This window comes from Acinetobacter halotolerans (genome assembly GCF_004208515.1).
GTDB classification, from domain to species: Bacteria; Pseudomonadota; Gammaproteobacteria; order Pseudomonadales; family Moraxellaceae; genus Acinetobacter; species Acinetobacter halotolerans.
The window spans coordinates 87,153-110,720 of record NZ_SGIM01000011.1; the positions used below are offsets into that span (position 1 = coordinate 87,153).

21 protein-coding genes and 1 other RNA gene are annotated in these 23,568 nt (G+C 39.4%); 14 read left to right on the forward strand and 8 right to left on the reverse strand.

The features are described 5' to 3' along the window. The first annotated feature begins 20 nt into the window (after positions 1-20). Positions 21-1,892, forward strand: coding sequence for a SurA N-terminal domain-containing protein (locus EXE30_RS12880; protein ID WP_130162740.1), 1,872 nt, complete (start codon positions 21-23; stop codon positions 1,890-1,892). A gap of 60 nt (positions 1,893-1,952) precedes the next feature. On the opposite strand, the gene EXE30_RS12885 is transcribed toward EXE30_RS12880, so the two are convergent. Continuing rightward, a complete protein-coding gene (locus tag EXE30_RS12885) occupies positions 1,953-2,759 on the reverse strand; it encodes a YbgF trimerization domain-containing protein (RefSeq protein WP_130162741.1) in 807 nt (268 codons plus the stop codon). Positions 2,760-3,082: 323 nt separating this feature from the next. Here EXE30_RS12885 and ffs point away from each other — a divergent pair. Then, an RNA gene (gene ffs / locus EXE30_RS12890) (signal recognition particle sRNA small type) lies at positions 3,083-3,179 on the forward strand. A 21-nt stretch (positions 3,180-3,200) separates the two neighbouring features. Here the strand turns inward: ffs and EXE30_RS12895 are convergent. From EXE30_RS12895 to EXE30_RS12910, 4 genes are all read right to left on the reverse strand, one after another. Then, positions 3,201-3,683, reverse strand: a complete 483-nt coding sequence (locus EXE30_RS12895; RefSeq protein WP_130162742.1) for a regulatory protein RecX — start codon at positions 3,681-3,683, stop codon at positions 3,201-3,203. A gap of 41 nt (positions 3,684-3,724) precedes the next feature. Continuing rightward, positions 3,725-4,768, reverse strand: coding sequence for a recombinase RecA (gene recA, locus EXE30_RS12900; RefSeq protein ID WP_130162743.1), 1,044 nt, complete (start codon positions 4,766-4,768; stop codon positions 3,725-3,727). A gap of 160 nt (positions 4,769-4,928) precedes the next feature. Further along, positions 4,929-5,357: an RNA-binding S4 domain-containing protein gene (locus EXE30_RS12905; RefSeq protein WP_130162744.1), complete on the reverse strand. Its 429-nt coding sequence runs from the start codon at positions 5,355-5,357 to the stop codon at positions 4,929-4,931. Continuing rightward, positions 5,341-6,039, reverse strand: coding sequence for an HAD-IA family hydrolase (locus EXE30_RS12910; RefSeq protein ID WP_130162745.1), 699 nt, complete (start codon positions 6,037-6,039; stop codon positions 5,341-5,343). Before EXE30_RS12910 ends, EXE30_RS12905 begins: the two co-directional genes overlap by 17 nt. Before the next feature lie 11 nt (positions 6,040-6,050). Between EXE30_RS12910 and EXE30_RS12915 the strand changes: the two genes are divergently transcribed. From EXE30_RS12915 to EXE30_RS12930, 4 genes are all read left to right on the forward strand, one after another. Beyond that, positions 6,051-6,908 carry a 3'(2'),5'-bisphosphate nucleotidase CysQ family protein gene (locus EXE30_RS12915; RefSeq protein ID WP_130162746.1) on the forward strand — a complete coding sequence of 286 codons (858 nt, stop codon included), beginning with the start codon at positions 6,051-6,053 and terminating at the stop codon, positions 6,906-6,908. Between the two features lie 53 nt (positions 6,909-6,961). Continuing rightward, positions 6,962-7,693 carry a histidine phosphatase family protein gene (locus EXE30_RS12920; RefSeq protein ID WP_130162747.1) on the forward strand — a complete coding sequence of 244 codons (732 nt, stop codon included), beginning with the start codon at positions 6,962-6,964 and terminating at the stop codon, positions 7,691-7,693. Positions 7,694-7,893: 200 nt separating this feature from the next. Then, positions 7,894-10,578, forward strand: coding sequence for a M66 family metalloprotease (locus EXE30_RS12925; RefSeq protein WP_130162748.1), 2,685 nt, complete (start codon positions 7,894-7,896; stop codon positions 10,576-10,578). A gap of 199 nt (positions 10,579-10,777) precedes the next feature. Further along, complete coding sequence (locus tag EXE30_RS12930; protein ID WP_130162749.1) at positions 10,778-12,049, forward strand: hypothetical protein; 1,272 nt, start codon at positions 10,778-10,780, stop codon at positions 12,047-12,049. Between the two features lie 45 nt (positions 12,050-12,094). Here EXE30_RS12930 and rpsT read toward each other — a convergent pair whose 3' ends face one another. Further along, positions 12,095-12,361, reverse strand: coding sequence for a 30S ribosomal protein S20 (gene rpsT, locus EXE30_RS12935; RefSeq protein WP_004671564.1), 267 nt, complete (start codon positions 12,359-12,361; stop codon positions 12,095-12,097). A 210-nt stretch (positions 12,362-12,571) separates the two neighbouring features. On the opposite strand from rpsT, the gene EXE30_RS12940 reads away from it, so the two are divergent. The 3 genes from EXE30_RS12940 to EXE30_RS12950 are packed head-to-tail and all read left to right on the forward strand — an operon-like array spanning position 12,572 to position 14,563. Then, positions 12,572-13,237, forward strand: coding sequence for an NAD(P)H-binding protein (locus tag EXE30_RS12940; RefSeq protein ID WP_130162750.1), 666 nt, complete (start codon positions 12,572-12,574; stop codon positions 13,235-13,237). Positions 13,238-13,249: 12 nt separating this feature from the next. Next, positions 13,250-13,762 (forward strand): ribonuclease E activity regulator RraA, encoded by a 513-nt coding sequence (gene rraA / locus EXE30_RS12945; RefSeq protein WP_130162751.1) that lies wholly within the window; start codon positions 13,250-13,252, stop codon positions 13,760-13,762. 12 nt (positions 13,763-13,774) lie between these two features. Then, positions 13,775-14,563 (forward strand): glutathione S-transferase N-terminal domain-containing protein, encoded by a 789-nt coding sequence (locus EXE30_RS12950; RefSeq protein ID WP_130162752.1) that lies wholly within the window; start codon positions 13,775-13,777, stop codon positions 14,561-14,563. Between the two features lie 98 nt (positions 14,564-14,661). Here the strand turns inward: EXE30_RS12950 and EXE30_RS12955 are convergent, their stop codons facing one another. Continuing rightward, entirely contained in the window at positions 14,662-16,188 is a 1,527-nt protein-coding gene (locus EXE30_RS12955) for an acetyl-CoA C-acetyltransferase (RefSeq protein WP_130162753.1), read from the reverse strand. 224 nt (positions 16,189-16,412) lie between these two features. Here EXE30_RS12955 and EXE30_RS12960 point away from each other — a divergent pair, with 224 nt between their 5' ends. From EXE30_RS12960 to cpaB, 5 genes are all read left to right on the forward strand, one after another. Next, the gene (locus tag EXE30_RS12960) at positions 16,413-17,804 is read left to right on the forward strand and encodes a 3-oxoacyl-ACP reductase (protein ID WP_130162754.1); all 1,392 of its coding nucleotides are present in this window, start codon (positions 16,413-16,415) and stop codon (positions 17,802-17,804) included. 67 nt (positions 17,805-17,871) lie between these two features. Further along, a complete protein-coding gene (locus EXE30_RS12965) occupies positions 17,872-18,726 on the forward strand; it encodes a MaoC family dehydratase (protein ID WP_130162755.1) in 855 nt (284 codons plus the stop codon). Positions 18,727-18,806: 80 nt separating this feature from the next. Next, complete coding sequence (locus EXE30_RS12970; RefSeq protein ID WP_130162756.1) at positions 18,807-20,060, forward strand: serine hydrolase domain-containing protein; 1,254 nt, start codon at positions 18,807-18,809, stop codon at positions 20,058-20,060. 432 nt (positions 20,061-20,492) lie between these two features. Then, positions 20,493-22,271, forward strand: a complete 1,779-nt coding sequence (gene cpaA, locus EXE30_RS12975; protein ID WP_130162757.1) for a metalloendopeptidase CpaA — start codon at positions 20,493-20,495, stop codon at positions 22,269-22,271. Positions 22,272-22,285: 14 nt separating this feature from the next. Continuing rightward, positions 22,286-22,912 carry a metalloprotease secretion chaperone CpaB gene (cpaB, locus tag EXE30_RS12980; protein ID WP_130162758.1) on the forward strand — a complete coding sequence of 209 codons (627 nt, stop codon included), beginning with the start codon at positions 22,286-22,288 and terminating at the stop codon, positions 22,910-22,912. Here cpaB and EXE30_RS12985 read toward each other — a convergent pair. Continuing rightward, positions 22,909-23,496: a TetR family transcriptional regulator gene (locus tag EXE30_RS12985; protein WP_130162759.1), complete on the reverse strand. Its 588-nt coding sequence runs from the start codon at positions 23,494-23,496 to the stop codon at positions 22,909-22,911. The two genes, cpaB and EXE30_RS12985, sit on opposite strands and share 4 nt — an antisense overlap. Between the last annotated feature and the right edge of the window lie 72 nt (positions 23,497-23,568).

Consider the following 23,568-nt stretch of genomic DNA (forward strand, 5'->3'; position numbering starts at 1 on the left):
AATAAAATATTGGAATACTTATGGAATCATTTCGTACAGTCATTAAGGGTTGGCTTGGCAAAGTCCTATTAGTTTTGTTTTTGACCCCTTTAGCACTTGTAGGTATTGAAGGATATTTTAGTGGTGGCAATAAAGTAGATGTTGCCAAATCGGTAAATGGTCAGGATATTTCTAATAAAGAATTAGAAAGTGCGGTCAAAAATTATAAAGATCAATATTTAGCAATGGTTCAAGGTGATGAGTCACTGTTGAATATGCCTGTTATCCAAGAAAAAGCATCAGATGCACTCGTTGCTCGTAGTTTATTGTCACAACAAGCAGATAAGTTAGGGATCTCTTTAAGTGATGTGCAACTCGAGCAAATGTTAGCTCAACAGCCAGGTTTTCAAGAAAATGGTCAGTTTTCTCAAAAATTATACGAAAACTATTTACGCTCTGCAGGTATGACCAATCAGGGGTTGATTGCAAGTCTGCGCCAAGATCATGCTTTGAAAATGATTTCTTCATCATTAATGGAATATGCATTGGTAAGCAAGTCTGATTTACAGCAACTTGCTAATTTACAAACGGAACAGCGTACTTTACATTTAGCAAGTATCAAATTAGATGACTACAAAAAAGGGATAACAGCCACTAATCAAGAAATCACTGATTACTACAACAAGCATAAAAATGAATTTAAGCAAGTTGCAAGTGTGGATGTTGATTATGTTGTTTTAAGCCCAGCTTTATTGCCTCAAGCAAATTTGGCTGTAACAGAGACTGATTTACAACAGGCTTATGCGGCGTTTGTGGAAAAACAACAAAAAGATGTACAGCGTGAAGTTAAACATATTTTGATTACAGCGGACGAGCGTGGTGATGCTGCTGCTCAAAAGCTTGCGAATGACGTTTATGCAAAAATCCAAGCAGGGATGACATTTGCTCAAGCTGCAGCACAATTCTCTGATGATCCTAGCTCAAAGTCGCAAGGTGGTTTAGTTGAATCTTATGCACCTGGTGCTTTCTCGGCTGATTTTGACGGTGCCGTAAATGCCCTGAAGAATGGTCAAATTTCTAAACCTGTGAAAACTCAATATGGTTATCATATTATTGAGACCAACGCGCCAGAAGCAAAAGTTCCATCATTTGAATCTGAAAAAGCACGTTTAACAGCAGAAGTTGAAAAGACGAAAGTTGCTAATTTGTTTAGCGATACCGTGAACAACTTAAATGAAATGGTTGTAGGGGGCGACTCCTTAGATGTGGTTGCGCAAGAGATTAAAGGTGCACGTATCGAATCTGCAAATACAGTGACTCTAGCAACACAAAATCCAGTTTTAAGTGATTTAAATGTCAAAGCAAAATTGTTCAGCGATGATGTGAAAAATGGTGATCGCAATGCCTCATCTAATATTCAATTGGCGAATGGCGATACTATTTGGATTAAAGTTCGGAATTATCATCCAGCGGGCACAAAGCCATTGACACAGGTCACAGCTGCTGTGAAAAGCAAAGTGATTGAAGAGAAGGCTTATAAAGCAGCACAAGCAAAAGTTGCGACGACCTTAGCCGATTTCAAGGCTCAACCAGCCGTTAATGTTATTGCAAAATCAAAAGTTTCTTTTGAAAATGCAGGTACTTTTGCGCGTTCCCAAGGTTTGAAACGTGCGATTGAGCGTGCTGCATTTAGTCTTGCAGCACCGAGCAAAGAGGGGATGTGGTCTGCAACAACGACTAAGCTGCCAAATGAGTTGGTGATCGTTGCGGTTTCAAAAGTAGATAGTAGTGTAGCAAGTAGTTTGCCAGAAAAAGAGTTGAAAGAGTTGAAGCAACTTTATCAACAGTTCCGCGGGCAACAAATTTTGGAAGATTACACTGAGTATTTAAAATCACAAGCGGAAATCAAATAAGTTTGATTGAAGCAAAAAAGCCAGTTCATTGAACTGGCTTTTTTTATGCAGAGTTGAAAATTATTTCTTTTGAATAAATTTAGCTTCTTCTGATTGCGGGTATTGAGCCAACAACTTGGTTTTATACTGATTTGCTTGTGCTGTATTTTTATCGACTTCAGTTGCGATGCTATACAGTTGATACAATGCACGTGAGGCTCTCGCAGAGTTTGGATATTTATTTACGACGGTATTATAGTTTTGTTTAGCTGCGGTATAGTTGGCTGGGGTAATTGCTAAATAAAATTCAGCCAACCAAAAATATGCATTCCCAATATAAATTCCGTTTGGATGATTTTTAATGAAATTCTGCATCGGTTGAATAGCTTGTTTCGCGCCACCTTGTTTGTATGCATCTAGCGCCACCGTATACGCGGCTTTTTCTAATTCTAGTTGATTGTTTGCATTGATATTCGCAGCTGCCGTACTGGGTTGAGGCTGTGCTTCAACAGGTGTGCTTGCCACAATAGTATTCGAAACTGGTTGTGAAGCATCAATAGCCTCATCTGCATGTTCCTCAGGAGGATCAATCTTCTGAGACAGTAATTCCAAGCGTTGGTCTAAATCGGTATAGCGATTTGTGAGTTCTTTTTTGAGTTGTTCGATCGCATTATCATGCTCTTCGAGTTGGCCGCGTAATTTACGGACTTCTTCTTCGAGTCTTTGATTTTTCTGAATGAGATCCCAATTTAAGTTTGAACCTGAGTTTGCGGTATTGCCATTATTGGCAGTCTGTTGGCTTAATGCTCGAGATTCAATTGGGACATTGGCATATAAATGTGCACTGCTGAGTAAGGCAACAAAAAGTACAGAATGCTTTTTTAGCATGAAAATTTATCCATTAAGTTGAAAAATAAAGCTGTGGGCGAACAAGTCTTCACTCTTTACGTGTAGCACAGCATATATACGTTCTGATTAAGTCATTAAAACAGCAACTCGCTTAAATGCAATAAGCATTTACAATCTTCAAGCACTTTTAGCGGGAATTGGTTTATTGTTGTTCAATGTTTGTACATCTTTTAAAAATAGATCATTAATGGGATTGTAATTGATGAGGAATTAGGCGGTTGAACTAAAAACTCACTGAAAAACAGAGACAAGTCTTGCAACTGACATAAAAATCTCTATACTTTGTCTTGCAATGGTAGCCCTGCTGGTAGCTTCGCAATTGTACTCTACGAACCCCGCCAGGACCGGAAGGTAGCAACGGTAGTAGAATTATGATGTGCCGAAGTCATGCTGGTAGGGTTGCCACCATTTTATATCTAATTATTCTTCTTCGCTCGTTCGAGCAATCGCTTTTAGAATCACATCCATATCAAAACCTCGATACTGTAAAAAACGAATCTGCTTTGCCTTGACTTTGGGGTCCTTCGCAATTTCTTGCCCAAATTTTTTGATCTTTAGTTGGTAGGCTTGTTCGAGCCAGTCAACCTCTCTTAATTCATCTGTAATCAGTTCGGCATCAAGTTGTTTGCTTTTTAACGCCTGTTTGATGCGTTGTAAACCTTTCCCTTTTCGAATTTGGCTTGCAAGTGTGAGTTCAGCGACACGTTGATCACTCTGATAGTTTTGTTGTGCTAATTCTGCAACTAAATCATTCACTTCTTCGGGGTTGGCTGCATATCGATTGAGTCGCTCAATCAGCTCGGCTTGGGAATAATCGCGGCGAGTCAGCAGTGCAAAGGCGTATGAACGAAGTCTTTGTCCTGTGAGGGTTTTAGGCTTATCAGATTTATGGGTGTTAAACATTCTTTCCTCTGAAATAAAAACGCCCCGAAGGGCGTTCTGGCTTAGCTTTCTAACAAATCGGGTTCTTTTTCATCTTCAGGTTGCACTGCTTCATTATTCTTGGTTAAAAGCAATTCACGAATAAGCTTTTCAATTTCTTGAGCGATAAGCGGATTTTCTTCAAAATGACGAATCACGTTATTCTTACCTTGACCGATCTTATTGCCTTTGTATGAATACCATGCACCAGCTTTTTGGACAATTTCTTGTTGAACCGCTAGATCAACGAGTTCACCCAATTGGTTGGTACCTTTACCATACATGATCTGGAAAACAGCTTCTCTAAAAGGTGGCGCCATTTTGTTTTTAACAACTTTGACTCTCGTTTCATTACCTGTAATTTCATCGCCTTCTTTGACTGCACCGATACGACGAATGTCTAAGCGAATAGAGGCATAGAATTTAAGCGCATTACCACCTGTTGTGGTTTCAGGGCTACCAAACATTACACCAATCTTCATACGAATTTGGTTAATGAAGATCACCATGCAGTTCGAACGTTTTGCATTACCTGTGATTTTACGTAAAGCCTGACTCATCAAACGCGCTTGTAAGCCCATGTGAGAGTCGCCCATTTCACCCTCAATTTCTGCTTTTGGAGTAAGGGCAGCAACCGAGTCGACAACGATCATGTCAATCGCACCCGAGCGAACGAGCATGTCTGCGATTTCTAAGGCTTGTTCGCCATTGTCTGGTTGAGAAACCAGTAGGTTATCAATATCTACGCCTAGCTTGCGCGCATATTCAGGATCTAATGCATGCTCAGCATCGATAAAGGCACATGTACCGCCAGTTTTTTGACATTGTGCAATGGCTTGCAATGTCATGGTGGTTTTACCTGATGATTCTGGACCGTAAATTTCGATGATACGGCCTTTAGGTAATCCGCCAATCCCTAATGCGATATCTAGCGTTAGAGAACCTGTAGAAACAGCTTCAACTGCTAGTACCGTATTATCGCCTAAGCGCATTACTGTATTTTTACCAAATTGTTTTTCAATTTGGCTTAACGCAGCTTGCAACGCTTTGCTTTTATTATCATCCATCTCAAAACCTCAAAACTTTATCTTCTTAACGACTAACCCAAGTGGATGTATTGAATCTCAACTTGTTGGGACTTGAGTATAGTGGCAGATTCTAGTTGTTTATTCTACATCGTATCTGTGTCTGTGCGACACGAGATGACGTACCCATAATTAGAAATTCTTACTCTTCATGGAAGGTCCATGATTGCGTATTTTCCTGTTTAAAACGATTGATATCACGACGATCTTTCTTGCTCGGTCGATGATCTGGTCGGGCTAGATTATGCAATTTTCGCTGTGAGGCTTGCAACTCTCGTTTTTCGATACTTTCGGCTGTTTCTTCATAAAGTTGCTGAGCTATAGGTGCACCACCGCGCACGGCTGAAAGTGCTTTTACCAGTACCGTTTTTTTCTCAAAACCTTGTTGAATGGTGAGTTGCATTCCAACACGCACATCTCTTGATACTTTGACGCGTTCATTGTTGTGATGTACTTTCCCACCTTCTATGGCAGCTTTAGCGATTGAGCGAGTTTTAAAAAAACGTGCTGCCCAAAGCCATTTGTCAATCCGCATGGCATCCATGCTTGCTGGTTCATGCTGTTTTGGCATCTATTACCTGTGAGTTTTCAAGATAATCAAAAAGTTCAGTTAAATGGTCAAGTGCAGGGTAAGGAATCTCAGTTGCGACTCTTACACCTTTATTACTAGAGGGCTGTAAGATACTAAATAGCTGCGTAATACCAAAATCTTCTGCACCTTTAAGCACTGCAACGGTATCATCAATAAATACCGCACGAGCAGGATCAAAAGGGTGAAGTTGTTGAAGCTTTTGCCAAAATTCGACATCTTCTTTGGCGTGGCCTAATTCTTCACTACTGATCATTAATTCAAAATAAGGGCTGAGTTGGATATTTTCAAGTTTAAGCTGTAATCCAGCCCGATCAGCATTGGTCAATAACCAACAACGATAACCTTGTGTAGTTAGTTGTTCGAGCAGTTGATGGCAGCCAATACGTGCTTGGATTTTATCTCGATGCTCATATTGTAGTTGTAGTACATCAACACCGACTTTAGCCGTCCAATACGCCGAAGAATACCAAGATAGTGTATGCTTATGTTGGTGGTAGAATTGAAATAGTGTCTGTTGGCTTTGCTCAAGACTGCATTGATGGACTTGTGCATGACGCTCAGGCAAACAATGATTCCAAATAAAATCATCAAAGGCTAAATCAAGTAATGTGCCGTCCATATCAAACATGATAATTGGCCGCTGTAAATCTGAATATGACATAAGGTTGATCTATGTTTATTAAAACGCTTGCCCCACAAGATCACATCATCTTGCAACTTGTTCCCATCATGGCGCAGGCTAGTCAAATATTACTGGAAGAATATCAAAATTATTGTGCGGGTGGTGAGTTTAATATTCAGGAAAAAAGTGACGATTCTCCAGTGACACAGGCAGACTTAAAAGTAAATCACTTTATATTGAAGTGTTTAGCTGAAATTACACCTGATTTGCCTGTTTTATCAGAAGAAAGTGATTATTCAGCCCGACAAGCATGGCCGCGTTGTTGGATGCTTGATCCATTAGATGGTACCAAAGAGTTTATTCATGAACGTGATGAATTCACGATTAATCTCAGTTTAATTGAAAATCATCAGACGACATTTGCGATCATCGCGGTGCCTTGTGAGCAAGTGATGTACATTGGTTATCATTCACAACTTCCTTATAAATATAGCTTTAGCCGCCAAGAATGGTTTCAATATCAGATTGAAGAGCATAATCATGCAGCGCCGATTCAGGTTGGGCTGAGTCATAATAGTAAAAACCCCAAATATAAAAACTTTATTGAACCTATTTTGCAGCAGCATGAAGTGATTCGTCGTGAAGCGGGGAGTGCATATAAATTTTGTATGATGCTGGAGGGTGAGATTGATATTTATCCACGATTCCATCCAACGTCAGAGTGGGATACCAGTTCAGGACAAGCCTTCTTGGAAAGTATTGGTGGTGGATTAATGACTTTGTCTGGAAAGCCATTTCAATATAATCAACGTGAAACCGTTTTGAATGGTGGTTTTATCGCTTTCAGAGATCAACACTGCAGAAATATTGCTTATGATGCGTTGAGCCATTCTGGCATTTTAGATTGAGAGTTATTTGGCACATGGTATAGTGGAATAGATTTCATTTTTTGATGTTAAATATGGCCTTGCATTTATTGCCGAAAAGTATGTTTGAAGCAATTGATCTCCTCCCGAATGCTTCAACACCAGTAACTTTATTTACTCGCCATTCTTTGCGTGAGTTACTGAGTGGGCAGGGTTTGGCAGGGTACGATCTGCAATTGACCGAATCTGGGCGTGATTTGGCTTATGCATGGGGAGAGTATTTAATTCAAAATACAGATCGCGCTATTCAACATTGTATTTCCAGCCCGATCCAGCGTTGTGTAGATACCGCCGCTTTAATGATTGAAGGTGCAGATGGGGTGCATAAAGCAATCAATACGCATACTATTGAGATTGTAGAACAGCGATTGTTGGTAGAACCAGGAAGTTTTGTATTAGATATTCAACAAGCTGCACCCTATTTCCGTAAGCAAGGCGCATTGGGGTTCATTAATAGTTTTGTCAATAATGACTTGCCGGGAATGAAGCACCCGATAACAGGCGTATTTGATGTACTGGAACTGCTATATCACACACATCCAACCCATCATAATGGTTTAAGCTTGGCAGTCAGCCATGACACCATTCTTGCAGCTATCATTGCTGTCATTTCAGGTAAAAATCAAATTGAACAAACCGACTGGCCTGAGATGATGGAGGGCTTATTCGTGTGGTTTGAGGGTGAAGACTTTGCGAGCAGCAAATTGAAATGGATTTGGCGAGGTAAGCAACAAGAGTTGATCATTGAGCATTTTCAAAATAAATAAAATCTATATTTGCCGATAAGGCATCATTCGTATTTTGATAAATTTCGCATAGAATTTTTTATCTCTTTTAAATTTAAAAATTAATTAACAGCGATAAAATTAAGCTGATATTATATATAAATATATGATTTTATTAAATTAACTATTTCACAAAATTTATCACTAACGATAATTCATTGTATTTTAATTTGGGGAATGTGATGCAATTGCGACTTAAGTATTTAACAGCTTGTCTGCTTCCAGTTATGTTGTTGGCTTGTGGTGGCGGGAGTGGGGAAACAAAAAGTGCAGGTGGGGATGATAAAAATACGCTTCCTTCTGTACTGGATAAATATCCAGAATCGACTCGGGATATGATTGATGAGTCCACTTTGGGCTTTTATGACTATGACAAATTAGGCCAAACTCGAACTTTACGAAACGATCTAAATGGTAGTTTCGCAGCGATGGTTCAGTTTGCGCAAAACCATGTAGTCAATCCAAATAACAATGAAAAAGACTATATGCCAAGGCTGACCAGTGAAAAGGAGGCTTTGTTGCTGGTATCCCCATTAGCAGAAATGGGGGATATTCAGGCCCTAGACGCTGAAATATATTATCAAAATAAACTTTTAAGAATGATTCGTTTAATCGAGCCATCGCAAATCGCTGCATCAGATCAGTCCAATTCTGATGGACGTCCACCTGTGAGTTATTCAAAACGTGCATGGACTGCTGCTTTAAAGTGGGATGAGATTCGGGCAGGTTTAAGTATCAAAGTCATTGATCCATTCAATCAGCGAAATGGTGATCTACGTGCAGAAGATATTGACTTTGCAGCGCCTGCTGAGCTGGTTGTACAGAATATTCGATTGGGTTTGTTGACTGATCCACCGAAATCAAATGGGCATCATATGCTGCTAGCGCCTGAAAAAGCTGGAACAGATTATTTTCAGACGATTCCGGCTGCACGTATGATCGTGACCAAATACGATGATCTCAAACTAAATAAGGTCATGGTGGCGAGTGGAGTAATTTATGATACGGCAAGTGTAACCACGGGAGATGTTTATAGTGGTGATATGCGTGAGAATACGGCTAAATCAACCTTTGGTGTCGGCATTAATTTGGCGAACTGGGGCGTGACCAGTGCATCTATGGCAAGCCAAGAGCAGCCACAACTTACTCAGAGTGTTGTGACTCACTATGCTCGTGGTAAGTATAGTAATGGTGATGTTACACATGGTTTAAGTGGTGGGAATGGTATGTTGACGTTGATTGACTCTATCGGAAATGAGTTTAGTCATGAAATTGGTCATCATTTTGGGTTGGGGCATTATCCGGGTTCGGTTGGCGATAATATGTTTTGGGCAGCTCATCACGCCGATAGCGGTTGGGGGTATATTGCCTTTAGAAATAAAATGCGTAGTAATTTAAATTGGACTACGACAAATCTGGGTGATGGTAATAATGGTGTTCCAAATTTTCTAAATAAATATGCGTATGGTTGGGACGCAATGTCTGGTGGGGGAACATCCAGCAGTATTTCCAAATATACACATTATACGGGCTATAGCACTTATTCAAAAATTCAACCTGCACTGGATCGTTACGTTTGGGATGTAAACTCTCCGACGGGTTATAAAAAATGGAACTCAACCACTCGAATGATGGAGGTTAGCCAACCTAAAACACCACGCTCATCAAATGTTTGGTACAACAGTGCTGATGGGAACTATTTAAAACCACGATTATTTGGGGTACCTGTTTATACGATTTTGGGTGGGTATGATCCAGATAATCAGGTTGGATTGATTTATCCGGCGGCAAAAGGCAACTGGGGTAATGTGTTCAATTTGCCTCAAGTAGATCCGAGTAATACGACGGCGAATTGTTGGCTCAAGGTTGAGTTTGCTAAGGGGACTCAAAATATTGCATTAGCGCCTCAACGAGTGAATGCAAATAGCCATGCAAATAAATTTCATATCAATCTTGCACAAAGTGACGCTCCACAAAAAGTAAATTTATATTGTAAAAGAGCCAATCAAGCAGCCACTTTACTATCGACGATAGCCATAGACACAACGGATACATCTGTATTGGCGCCATATGTTGAAATTGGTAAGACAGTGGGATATTCAGCGCTGAGAACAATTGAACTTCCGCAATTTGAGCAAGCATTACTTGAGAATAAAGGGAAAGCTGTGGTGAGCTTATCTCCAGAGTCAAAGTTACTTTTTGATTCATATCACCCATTTAAAGAACAGCTTTCAACAGGTGCTCAAAATGAAATGTCTCGATATATTCAACAACAGGCAGTTTTACATCGTTTAAATCGTTGGATGAATCTTTACCATGAGGAACTAAACAATCTCAATACGGAGGCAGTGAGTGCCTTTCATTTATTTGTTGAAAAGCTTGGACTGAAGAGTGATTTCAATCTGAATTCGGCTGTAACATTGATGAACCGAACGTATTGTCTTAAAGCTGAATCACTAGAAAATGGTGAATTAAATGTATATATCAGTGGTGCTAATGGCTGTATTGGGGATGATGTTGAACAGTGGATTTATGATGCTCTAGGCAAAATTCACAATAAAAAATATGTGGGCCAATGTTTAACAACGACAGCAGGCAATGTCATCAATCTCATGCCTTGTGGTCGTGATCTGAGCACTCAGGTTTGGTCGATGGATTTATCATTGCAAACGATTAAGCAAACAAATCAATGTTTTGATTTGGAGGGCGGGAGTTTAATAAATCATCGTGCACGTTTAATCCGTTACACTTGTACTGGAGGTGCAAATCAAAAGTGGACGATACCTGATGTCAATCATAGTTTAATGCTTGCAGGGCTGTCTGCTAATAACTTAGCGCTTACCAAAAAACTAATGGGTAATCCTTAATATCTTTAGACGTTTTTAAAATAGTAATCGATTGATATATAGATATTGAGATTACTTTTGATGATCAAGAGAAGACAGGACCGATTGGAATTTCAATCGGTCCTGCTTATAAAAATAAAGAATTTACTTTTAAAAATAATTTTTATTCGTCATTATATGAAAATAAAAAGAGAAATTAGACACATAAATGGATAAAAATATGTCATTAAACACGATTTATTTGTGGGAGCCTGAAATTTTCACAGGCAAAGTTCCCTCAGAAGATAACTCATATCAAGTGGCATTTGAATTACATCAACAATATGGCCATATTCCTAGCCATGGGCAAACTCTACGGGCATGGCTATTTTCATTTGCGGATAAAATTTGTGATCCTCAGAACCAATCTTTTTTCCCAGCACAAACTCAACAATGGATTCAGAGCATTAAAGAAGAATTTTCGCAAAATGTCTGTGCCATTATTCAATTAGAAGCTTTAGCACAAGATGCACAGAATGATGCTGTGTACCGCGTGTTTTATGAAGCGGTACGTGAAACTGGGGTTGGTTTCTATGAGCCAAATTATAATGTATGGGCAATTGGTGAATTACAATCGCCAGAAAATGCAGTTGAACAGATGTTACAACCTTATTTGTTAGAACCTCTTCAGCTTCAGAAAGTGACAGCATTGAATGTGCAACCTATATCAGTTTGGGAAGATGAGCACTTTCAAGCACCCAAAACGATGCCAGAGGCTGAACAACTCATACGTCAATGGTTTGAGCAGCAGACCTACACGAAAGATTTGCAGCTTGATGTCTTTAATATCGCACACGACTTTATTTCTAACTGGGGGAATTTGGAACGTCCTGAATTAGCGTTGGATGCAGGCTACCGCTGTTTTTTGCTGACTCAAAAGCAAGCAGGTGTTTTTTATCAGTTGAAAATGGTATTAAGAAAACTAACGGTAACTCCAATGTTGTCGTTTGCAATGGATTTTACCGATTATTTTATTCCTCAACATTTACAAGACCAGTTACCTGAACGTTTAATTTTCCGTTTACGCTCTATGGATATTCATCAACCCTCTACATCAAGTAAGCGGTCTGAAGTGTGCTTTCCTTTGATCGGACGATGGGACAGTGAAGCGGATATTCAGGACTTTTTTAAAAATCTAAATGAGTATATCAATTTTATATTTTTTCATTTGGGGCAAGGTAGATTAGAGACGCTACAGGCTTGGGTTTATGGGGATATGCCGTCTGATATGATAATTGATTTGGATTTTCGTTTTGAACTGATGATGATTGCTTTGAGTCAAGATGTAGAGCAATTGGAGCTGTGTTATCAGAAGCAAAAAGCATTATTCACACAGAATAAAGCTCGGGCGCATGATTTAGGTTTATTGGAAGAAAGTTATAAGCTTTGCCAAAAGCTACTAAAGATAGTAGAAGATGAGGGAACAGCGCTACAGCCCTATATAAAAAATTAAAGACAATAAAAAAGCCCGAAAACGGGCTTTTTTACATGCATCAAATTAGTTAGCTAAAGCTTTAACTTGTGCGTTTAAGCGGCTCTTATGACGAGCTGCTTTATTTTTGTGGATGATGCCTTTGTCAGCCATACGGTCGATTACTGGAACAGCTGTTTTGTAAGCTTCTGAAGCAACTGTATAGTCACCAGCAGCGATCGCATTTACTGTACGCTTGATGTAAGTACGAACCATAGAACGCAAGCTTGCGTTGTGTTTGCGTGCTTTAACGTTTTGACGAGCACGTTTTTTAGCTTGAGCAGAGTTTGCCACTCGTGCACTCCTTAAAAATAAGTTGGTCTGGGCGGGCTGAAGTTAAAACCAAATAATTGGCAACATTCACCAGCCCGTAAACAAGTGGCATATTTTGAGGAAACTACGCCCCGAAGTCAAGCCTTGTAATGTTTTTAAGTGCATTTAACAGATGATAATCACGCAAGAAAACGTTACATTAATCTAAATGATGAATTGGAAGAACTATAAATGAGCATCGGTGATAAAAAAGCAATCGTAATTGGTGCAACGGGTTTGGTGGGGCAGGCGTTAGTCAATGAATTACAGCAGTCAGATGACTTTCACTCAATCACTGTAGTCGTTCGTAAAAAATCAACTATATTAGACTCTTATAGTAAAGTTACACAGCTCGTTGTGGAAGATCTTCTTTTGCTCAATGATGAAGATGTCAATGCTCATACCCATGCATTTAGTTGTCTGGGTAGCACCATAAAACAGGCTGGATCAAAACAAGCTTTTTATGCAATTGACTATGAAATTAATGCTCATTTTGCTGATTTGATCCAGGATAAAAATATTCATTTTTTAGTGGTTAGTGCATTAGGAGCGAATGCTAATTCACCAGTTTTCTATAATAAAGTGAAAGGTGAGCTGGAAACCTACTTAAAAAGTTTATCTATTTATAAGCTATCCATTTTTCAACCTTCGCTTTTAATTGGTAAGCGCAGTGAGATGCGTTTTCTTGAAGATATGGCCCAAACTTTATTTAAATTGGTTGAAAAAAAGTGGACGAAACCGTTTAAATTTAAGCCTGTAACAGCTGAGCAATTGGCGCATACTATGCTTGTCGCAGCTCAGAGCCAAACTGCGGCTTTTAAGCTATATGATAATTTGAGTATACAACAGACCCAATAATGGAGAACTTCGGTGACAACAGCAGCTTTTGTAACGTGTGATTTGTTAGATGATAATCCTGAAAAAGACTTACAAGTGGTAACGCCATCGATGGATGGTAAGTTTTTTAAAAGTTATGGCGCACGTAAGACTTTTGGTGGGCAAATCGTAACTGTGAAGTGTTTTGAGGACAATTCTCGGGTAAAAGAGCTTTTGGCAACAGACGGTACTGGCAAAGTACTGGTGGTTGATGGCGGCGCTTCTATGCGTTGTGCATTGATGGGTGATTTAATTGCTGAGTCTGCAGTAAAAAATCACTGGAACGGTGTGGTAATTTACGGTTGTGTACGTGATGTGGATGCAATAGCAGAGCTTGATTTAGGTGTGCATGCATTGGCTGCAATTCCGCAAAAAAGTAACCGTAAGGGCATAGGTGAAGTTGATATTGCACTGTATTTTGGTGGTGTAACGATCAATTCTGGTGATTATATCTATGCGGATAATAATGGAATCGTGATCGCAAAAGAAAAATTGGTCGACTGCTAAAAGGATCGCGATATGCTAAAAATGGTGAATCATCAATTCAAGATTTTACAATCTGTTGCGGCAACGCTAATAGAAGGTGGGCGAGGTGTATCGGGAACTCCATTTCCGAATCAACCATCAAAGCCGATTAAATTATATGAGTTTGAGGGCTCACCATTTTGTCGTCGTGTTCGTGAAGTCATCACCTTATTGAATTTGGACGTGGAAGTTTATCCATGCCCTAAAGGTGGCCAAAAATATCGCAAGATCGTAAAAGAAAAAGGTGGGAAAAGGCAGTTTCCCTTTTTGATTGATGAAAATACAGGTGATCAACTTTATGAGTCACAAGAAATTATTCATCATCTTTTTAAGCATTATGGGAAAACAGGACAAACACCTAGGAAATTTAGTCATTATCCTAAGCTCCCTTATGTGTCTACCTTAGCAACGGTGGTCAATGCGGCGCGAGGTGTTTGGATCAATAAACAAATAATTGATCGTCCTGAGCCGGAGCAATTATTGGAATTATGGAGCTTTGAAGCGAGCCCATATACACGTTTAGTGCGTGAATTGTTATGTGAATTAGAATTGCCATATGTTTTGCACAACGTACCGAAAGAGCGTTGGCAAGATATGGGACCTGCGATTTTGCGATTAAAACCAGGTCAATATATTCCATTACCAAATGGCAAGCGTGAGAAAGTTGTGGAAATCATGGGGCGTGATATTCAAGTGCCTTATTTGATTGATCCAAACACAGGTGTGAAGATGTTTGAATCTGCCAAGATTGTTGAATATCTAAAAAAGCAGTACGGACAATAAAATAAATTAAAAAAAGCATCTTTTAGAAGATGCTTTTTTTAATTGATGCATAAAAAAAGCTGAATCAAGAGATTCAGCTTTTTTGAACAGCTTAGAAATTATTTTTCAATAATTGCTGTTACACCTTGACCACCAGCAGCACAGATCGAAACGAGTACACGACCTGAACCTTTTTGATTCAATAGTTTTGCAGCAGTTGCGATGATACGACCGCCAGTTGCAGCAAATGGGTGACCAGCAGCTAAAGAAGAACCTTTAACGTTAAGTTTGCTCATGTCAATTGAACCCAAAGGTGCATCTAAACCTAAACGCTCTTTGCAGAATTTCTCATCTTCCCAAGCTTTCAAAGTAGAAAGAACTTGTGATGCAAAAGCTTCGTGGATTTCATAGTAATCAAAATCTTGAAGTTTAAGACCAGCACGCTCAAGCATACGTGGAACTGCATAAGCAGGAGCCATCAACAAGCCTTCTTTCTTACCTACGAAATCTACCGCAGCAGTTTCAGAGAAAGTTAGGTAAGCAAGAACTTCGTGACCATTCGCTTTAGCCCACTCTTCAGAAGCTAAAAGAACACAAGAAGCACCATCAGTAAGTGGCGTAGAGTTACCCGCTGTCATCGTCGCAGCTTCGCCTTTACCAAATACTGGTTTTAATTTAGCTAATTTCTCAGCAGTAGAGTCAGCACGTAAATTATTATCACGGCTTAAACCCATAAATGGTGTGATTAAGTCATCGAAGAAACCTTCTTCGTATGCTTTTGCCATTTTTTGGTGAGAAGATGCAGCAAGTTCATCTTGCGCTTCACGAGCAATATTCCACTCTAATGCTGTGATTGCAGCATGATCACCCATTGCAAGACCAGTACGTGGCTCACCATTTTTAGGTGCATCCATCAAATCTTTTAGATTGATTTTAGAGAGTGCTTTTAAACGATCTTTACCTGTTTTAGCGATGTTAAGTTCAAGTAAAGCTTTACGTAAACCATCACCGAAAGCAATAGGGGCATCAGAAGTTGTATCTACACCACCCGCAATACCGACTTCGATTTGACCTAGCGCAATTTTGTTTGCAACAAGGAATGCAGCTTGTAAACCAGTACCACATGCTTGTTGAATGTCAAAAGCAGGTGTTTCTGGTGCAAGTTGTGTGTTTAAAACACATTCACGTGTCATGTTAAAGTCACGGCTGTGCTTTAATACAGCACCAGCAACCACTTCACCTAAACGCTGACCTTGTAGGTTGAAACGCTCAACCAAACCGTTTAAGGCAGCCGTTAGCATATCCATATTAGAGGCTTTAAAATAAGCACCATTTGAGCGAGCAAATGGAATACGATTACCGCCAATAATGGCTACACGACGGACAGTGTTTTGGCTCATGGTTTTATCCTGTTGAACAGAAGGTTTGGTTGTTTTAGCTGTAGCAGCTTTTGTAGATGTAGAAGAAGCAGTGCTTTTGGTACTACGACTAGCAGAACGAACGCGAGTCGTTTTAGTTGTCGTACTTGCTGCTTTAGGAGTTGTGCCAGCACTCTTACTCTTGGTAGGAGTTGCTTTTGATGTATTTGACACAGTCTCTTGAGCAGAATTCTCGACTGCTGGATTTTCTTGAGTTGTTTTGCTCATAAGGCTTTTCCAAGCATAATTGCGATATTCTTGCTATAACAATAGCATATTTACGATATTGCGGTATTGACTAGAATGACGCTTTAGACCACATTCAGGTCAAGACATCGGAACATGAACTCAAGTATGATTTGTTGTGAGTCAATCAGACATTGATTTCATGTTATTTCGCTAACATGATGCATGTGTTTGTAAAAAATTCATTTGTATGAGAGATAATAACCATGACTGATCAATACCAAGCATTTACGCAATCACCTTTGGGTAAATTTGTCGTAAAAAATCTAGGTTTACCATCACCAGTTTCGTTAGATCGTTTTGAAAGCGCTCAACCAGTTGTGAATGGTGCAGTTTTGCTTGGCGCAGCACCTTCAAGCACAATTTCTGGCGCAATTGCTCAAGTGCTTAGCAATATCCATGCAGATAGCTATGTGGGTAATAATGTTGAATTACAACAAACTGCTGCAAAAGTAGGGTTAAATCTTCGTCCACTTAATGCAGATGATAAAGAATCTAAATTTAAAGCGGTTGTATTTGATGCTTCTGGTATTCAGGATTCTGAACAACTTAAAGAATTGTATAATTTCTTTAATCCAATCGCGCGTCAAATTTCAAGTTCAGGTCGTGTCATTGTCATTGGTACAACACCTGAAACTGCTAAAACAGTAAAACAAGCGATTGCGCAACGTGCGCTAGAAGGTTTCGTCAAGTCTGCAGGCAAAGAGTTTAAAAAGGGTATTACTGCTCAAGTGGTTTATGTCGATCAAGGCGCTGAAGCGAATCTTGAATCAACTTTACGTTTCTTAATTTCTCCGCGTTCTGCTTATGTATCTGGTCAAGTGATCCGTATTTCTAAAGCAGATACTGTTGATTTAGATTGGGCGAAACCACTTGCCGGTAAAACTGCTCTAGTTACAGGTGCAAGCCGTGGTATCGGTGAAGCGATTGCTCACGTACTTGCGCGTGATGGCGCACATGTGATTTGCTTGGACGTTCCACAACAGCAAGCCGATCTTGAGCGTGTTGCAGGTTCGATTGGTGGTTCAGTTTTGGCGATTGATATTACTGCTGCTGATGCTGGTGAGAAAATCAAAACTGCTGCTGCAAAACAGGGTGGTTTAGACGTTATTGTTCATAACGCAGGTATTACTCGTGACAAGACTTTGGCAAACATGAAGCCAGAGTTGTGGGATCTTGTGATCAACATTAACTTGTCTGCGATCGAGCGTGTTAACGATTACTTACTATCAAATGATGGTTTAAATGCAAATGGCCGTATCGTTTGTGTATCATCAATCAGTGGTATCGCGGGTAACTTAGGTCAAACCAACTATGCTGTCTCTAAAGCAGGTGTGATTGGCTTAGTTAAATTTACTGCACCAACATTAAAGAACGGCATTACGATTAATGCGGTTGCGCCTGGTTTCATTGAAACTCAGATGACTGCTGCGATTCCTTTTGCGATTCGTGAAGCTGGTCGCCGTATGAACTCAATGAACCAAGGTGGTTTACCTGTAGATGTTGCTGAAGCGATTGCTTGGTATGCTTCAACTGGTTCAACAGGTGTGACGGGTAACGTTGTTCGCGTATGTGGTCAAAGCTTATTAGGTGCGTAAAGCATTAGGGTTTTGAAGAGGGGTGCTTGTGCATCCCTTTTTTATAAAAAATATTGAAAGGTTTATTATGAATACACGTCATTTTAGTCAATTACCAAAACCTTACTTAGCTTATCCAAAAGTCATTCAAGGTTTAATTTTCAAAAAGCCAAAAGGCGAAAAAGTACTTCCACAAGTCGAATATGTAGTGGATACACTTCAGATTGATGCGAAGCATTTAGAAAGCTACAACGAAATCTGTGGTTTTAAAAATGATGGTTTTGTACCTGCGATCTATTTAGCTGTTTTGTCCCAAAGTTTGCAAATGCACATGATGACCAGTGAAGCATTTCCATTTGCGATTTTGGGATTGGTGCATATTCGCAACCAAATCAAACAGACACGCAAAATTGGTGTAAATGAACAAATTACCTTGTCATGCAAATTCGGTGAACTTCAGCCACATGATAAAGGCTTACAGTTTGATTTTATCACCACAGCTAAGGTCGGTGGTGAAGTGGTAATGGAAAGCTTAACGACTTACCTATCTCGCCAAAAAACTGAGAAAAAAGCGGCTGAGAAAGCCAAAGAGACTCAAGCACCTGCTTATGAAGTTCAAGCAGAATGGGACATCTCAGAAAATACGGGGCGCCGTTATGCAAAGATTTCGGGAGATTTTAACCTGATTCATATCCATGCAGTAACTGCGAAGGCGTTTGGTTTCAAACAAGCAATTGCGCATGGTATGTGGAGCAAAGCAAAAGCTTTAGCAAATATGGAGCTTCCAGAGGCTTATGAAGCTGACGTTTGGTTCAAATTACCAATGTATTTGCCTTCAAAAGTTGAATTTTTAACTGTTGCTGAAGCAAAGCAAACTGACTTTTTGATTCGTAATGTGAAATCTAAAAAGCCTCATGTTGCAGGTACAGTGAAAGCGCTTTAATACAAAATAGCATGCTAAATTATCCCTTTTGTTCGCAAGAGGGATATTCTAAAAACATAAATATTATAAGGATATTTGCATTGATGAAAGAAATTTTATTTGCCGATACACATCATTATCAAGGCAATGTCGATGAACGGTTTACTGATCTAGCAGCACAATTCAGTCGTTTTCAGGATGCTCGAAGTCACTTAGGAGGCGCTGCTTTAGTCGTCTATTTTCAAGGGCAAAAAGTTGTCGATATTTTTACAGGTAAAAAATCTCAACAAGAAGATTGGCAATCCGATACCCTCTCGATGTGTTATTCCACAGGTAAGGGCATTCTGGCAACACTTGCACATATTTTGGTGAGTGAGGGGTTACTCGATTACGATACACCGATCGCGCAATATTGGCCTGAATTTGCTCAAAATGGCAAAGCCAATATGACTTTGCGTCATGTCTTATCCCATCAAAGTGGCTTGTTTGATATTCGTAATATGATCAATGAAGCCGTGGAAATGCTGGATTGGCCCCATATGTTAAATGTTGTCGCAGCAGCAACACCACGTTTTATAGCAGGTGAAGGCTTTGCCTACCAACCACTGACTTATGGATGGATTGTCGGCGGTATATTGGAAAAAGCGGCAAAACAACCTCTAAATTGGTTAATGCAACACTATTTGGTCCAGCCATTGGCATTGGATGGTGCGTACTTTGGCGTGCCAGAACAAGAATTAACTCGTGTAGCACGTCTTTTAGAAAAGCCAAAAGCACCGACGTCACCGAAACCAGCAACCAAAAAAACCAATCAACCTCGTAAAGGCTCTTGGTCGGAAAAATTATTGGAACTCTCTGGGCAAGATCCTCAAGATTTCAAAGATGCGATGATTCCTAAAGGCATGCGTGGATTTAGTTTTTTTAGCGATCTAGGGTTACAGGCTGCAATTCCTGCTGCAAATGGAGTGTTCACTGCGAATAGTCTTGCGAAAGTGTATGCCATGCTTGCCAATAAAGGGCAGTGGGATGGACAGCAATTAATTCGTCCAGACGTTTTTAAGCAGCTCAGTACAGTTCAAAACAAGGCTCGTGATCGGGTAATGCCAATTCCAATGCATTGGCGCTTAGGTTATCACCGTATTTTAACGATGGGAAAACGCACGCCTCATGGTTTTGGCCATATAGGTTTTAATGGTTCAGGTGCTTGGTGTGATCTTGATCGCGAGCTGAGCTTTGCATATACGCACAACTTTAATATTACCTCTTCCACAGGTGATTATCGTTTGTGGGGATTAAGCCAAGAAGCATTACGTTGCGCAGATGCGATTCTGACGGGGCGAAAAGGGTGGTTTTAACCCCCTTTTTTTTGATTCTAAAAATTTCCATGTTGCAAAAAAGATAAGTTGAATTCAAATTGCGTCTAAAAAACAACGTTTTAAGACTGAAATTAATTGAGTTTAGGTAAGGTAATGGAAGTAATCTGCTGACATTTAAAGTTAAGTAATCAAAAAACCGTATTGTTTATAAAAACTAAACAACTATAGGTTGTTTTGTGATCAAAAACTCACTTGTAGCTATAATTCAGCCGCAGTATTAAGTAAGCTCAAAATTGCTCGTCTAATTGGTGTTATTGCTTTGAAATTTGAGCTAGAAAACACATATCCAAAGAAATGTGATAAAAATAAGCTCATGATATTTAATGAATATTTATAAAATTAAAGCTTGATGGTGGCTAGGCATTTTGCTAAAGTTGAGTGTGTAAAAAATACACAAAAAAGGACTTATAAATGAAATTTGGACTCAAAGCGATTTGTTTGGCTGGTGTGCTTGTAACAACAGCTGTATATGCTTCAACGACATTATCTCCAAACCAGATTAACAATAGTGGCAGTATCCCAAGCGGTCATGCTGATTTAAAATTTGTTTTATCTAATGGAAATTGGGTAAAAAATATATATTTGCCAAACACTGCCAATCACCAAGATAAGATTACGATTCAATCAAGTGCTGGTTGGAAAAGTTATTTGGATACCTCCAATACCAATTTGCCAATTGAAGTACTTGAAATTCAAAGTGGTGACACCTTCCAGTTTGTATATGATGCAAATCTAAAAAAATGGGTAACTCAGCTTGCAGCCATTAGCCCAACCACTAATGCACAATTTGAAGAAATCGCCCTGAACAATACGAAATTGCAACGTATTCTACTGGCTGATGGTAAGTGGGCGAAAACGATCGCACTACCATCAAATGTTAATGATGGTACTCTCGTGCAAATTACCTCTACTGCGACGTACCCTTCAGAAATCTCTAAAACTAATTTACTGTTTCCGAGTAGCTTCAACCTTACGCAAGGAAGTGAATACTGGTTGAAATACAATGCTGCATTGCAGAAGTGGGTACCTGAATTTATTAAACCTGTAAAAATTAATGTAAAAGACATTGGTGCAAGTTTGACTACGGTAACTGCTCCAGTGACAGAAATTAACTTTGCAGATGCAAATTGGGTGCCTAATTTCACCTTGCCGACTACTGCGAATGATCGTGACCGCATTTGGATAAAATCAACTGCAACTTGGTCTGCAAAAATTAATAATACCAACATCAGTAGTGATGCGACTTTAACACTTAAAAAGGGTGATCAATACGAGTTCATGTTTGTGAGTGATAAAGGGCATTGGGTATTAATGTCTGCACCAACCAAAGTGATAGAAGCAAATGGCAGTATTGCATCAGTTTTACCAAATATGACTGAGCCAACATTGAAAGTCAGAATTTCCAATACTAATTGGAGACAAACAATCAATTTGCCTACAAGCGCACGGGTGGGTGATAAAGTCATCTTATCGTCAACAGCGGATACAGATAGTTTTGTTTTGGCTACAAATGGCTTGTCGACTACGATTAAGAATGGCGAGAACCGTCGTTTTATCTTTACTAGTCAAGGTTGGACTATCGATAGTCATACCATCGATATGTTATTCGTTAATAGTCCTGAAGTAACTGCAATCATAGGAGAAAGCGCTGCAAAACTCCGTTTGATTGAAGGATTGAATTTAACCAATGTTACGGCTGAAAATTCATCTGCTAAGTTTTATTTGAGGCAAACTGGATACATCACTTATAAGATGCCAGCTTCAACATTATTAGATGCAATTTATGTGGGGCGTTCTGATACAACTGTGCAAAATGAACGAAAACGAGTTTTGGCGGATGGCGTGTATTATCAGGGGAATGAACCTGGAGCTGGTGGTTGTGGTTGGGCGTGGATTAATGCAAGTTACTACAATATGATTGGTGCTAATGATATTGCTGGCTGCTCGGTTGCAGCTATGCGTCATGAGGTAGGTCATAATTTGGGTATATATCATAATGACTCTACCAATATAGGTTCGGGTTTTGCTCATCCATTAGGTAGTACAGCATTGGGTGGAAACAATCTGAATTTTTATTCTAGTCCGTATTTGTATAATCCTAAATATGGTGTACGTTTGGGTGAAGAAGGTAAAAAAGATGCAGTCAGCGTGATTAACGCTACTGCAGTCCGAATTTCACAATACCATTAAGTGATTTCTTGAGCATGAAGCATTCAAAAATTATTTTTCTACTTGCAATCACGTTCATCGTGATTGCAGGTTTAATTTTCTTTTTAAAGCCAGATCATGTTGCTGCATCCACGCAAGATGATGCCTCAACAAAAATAAAGTCATCTGTTCAAGAGCTTTCTGTTTTTCCGAGAGAAAATTTAAATCTTTCTAAATCGGAATTGGAAACAGCTGTAAAAGAAACGGTTCTATTTCATGAAATACAAGATGATGATTTGAAAGTGAGTAGTGCATTACCTTTGTCGAAAAGCGGTAAAGGAATGGCTGTTCGTTACAACCAAAACATTATTGAGACCAAAAAAGTCGGAGACATTGTTAAGTTTCAAATGCTTGAATATGGAATAAATCGTAGCGGTGAAATTGTTGAAATTGAAAAAGTGGATGATGATATTTTGCGCTGGCATGGTCGTTTTCAACAAGGAAGCCCTGAACGAAATTTCTTTACCATTACTCAAAGTCAAAAAGATCAATATACGATTATTCAGATTTACAGCGATAAAGGCAACTATACCGCTGAAATCAAAAATGGTCAGGGTGTTGTACAGAGTATGGACGAAGGCGTTGAAGATCATGAGTTGCATGCACATGATCATGAACACTAAGTTTCAGCAGATAACTCTGCACGTATTATGATTTCAGTATGACGCTTGAAATCTGCTTCATTGAGTCCATTGAGTCCTAGTTTATAAATCCCTTCGAGACCGCACACAAATGCAATCAAACGCCAAGCAATGTCTTGGCTGTTTGATTCAAATTTAAACTCGCCTTGAGTTTTGCCTTGATCAATCATTTTAACGATTGATTTATGCCAGTCTTGCATCGCAATGTTATAGGCATTTTTTATTTCTTGATCTTGATCAATTAACACTTCTGCTTCATTCCAAAGTCGAAGGTAAGGTTGAATCTGTTCGATGTTTTCACAACCAAGTAGTAAAGATAGGCGTTGTAAGGAATTCACGGTATCGACTTGATTTTCAATTTCATCGAGCTGTTGCATCAGTTTGATAAAAGCTTCTGCTTTTAAATGTGAATTTGACGAAAAGTGATGATGGACTTGTCCAGTAGAGGTTTGTGCCTCAGTTGCAATACGCCGAACCGTCATTGCTGAAAATCCTTCGTTTAAAGCAACCTGCATTGCTGCCTGCAAAATCATTTCACGACGTTGTTCTCGATTTAAATAAGCCATTTTTCCAAACCTGATGAGCTGTGTCACAACCAGCAACAAAGTAACTTAAATTTTAAAATTGGACAAGTGTTC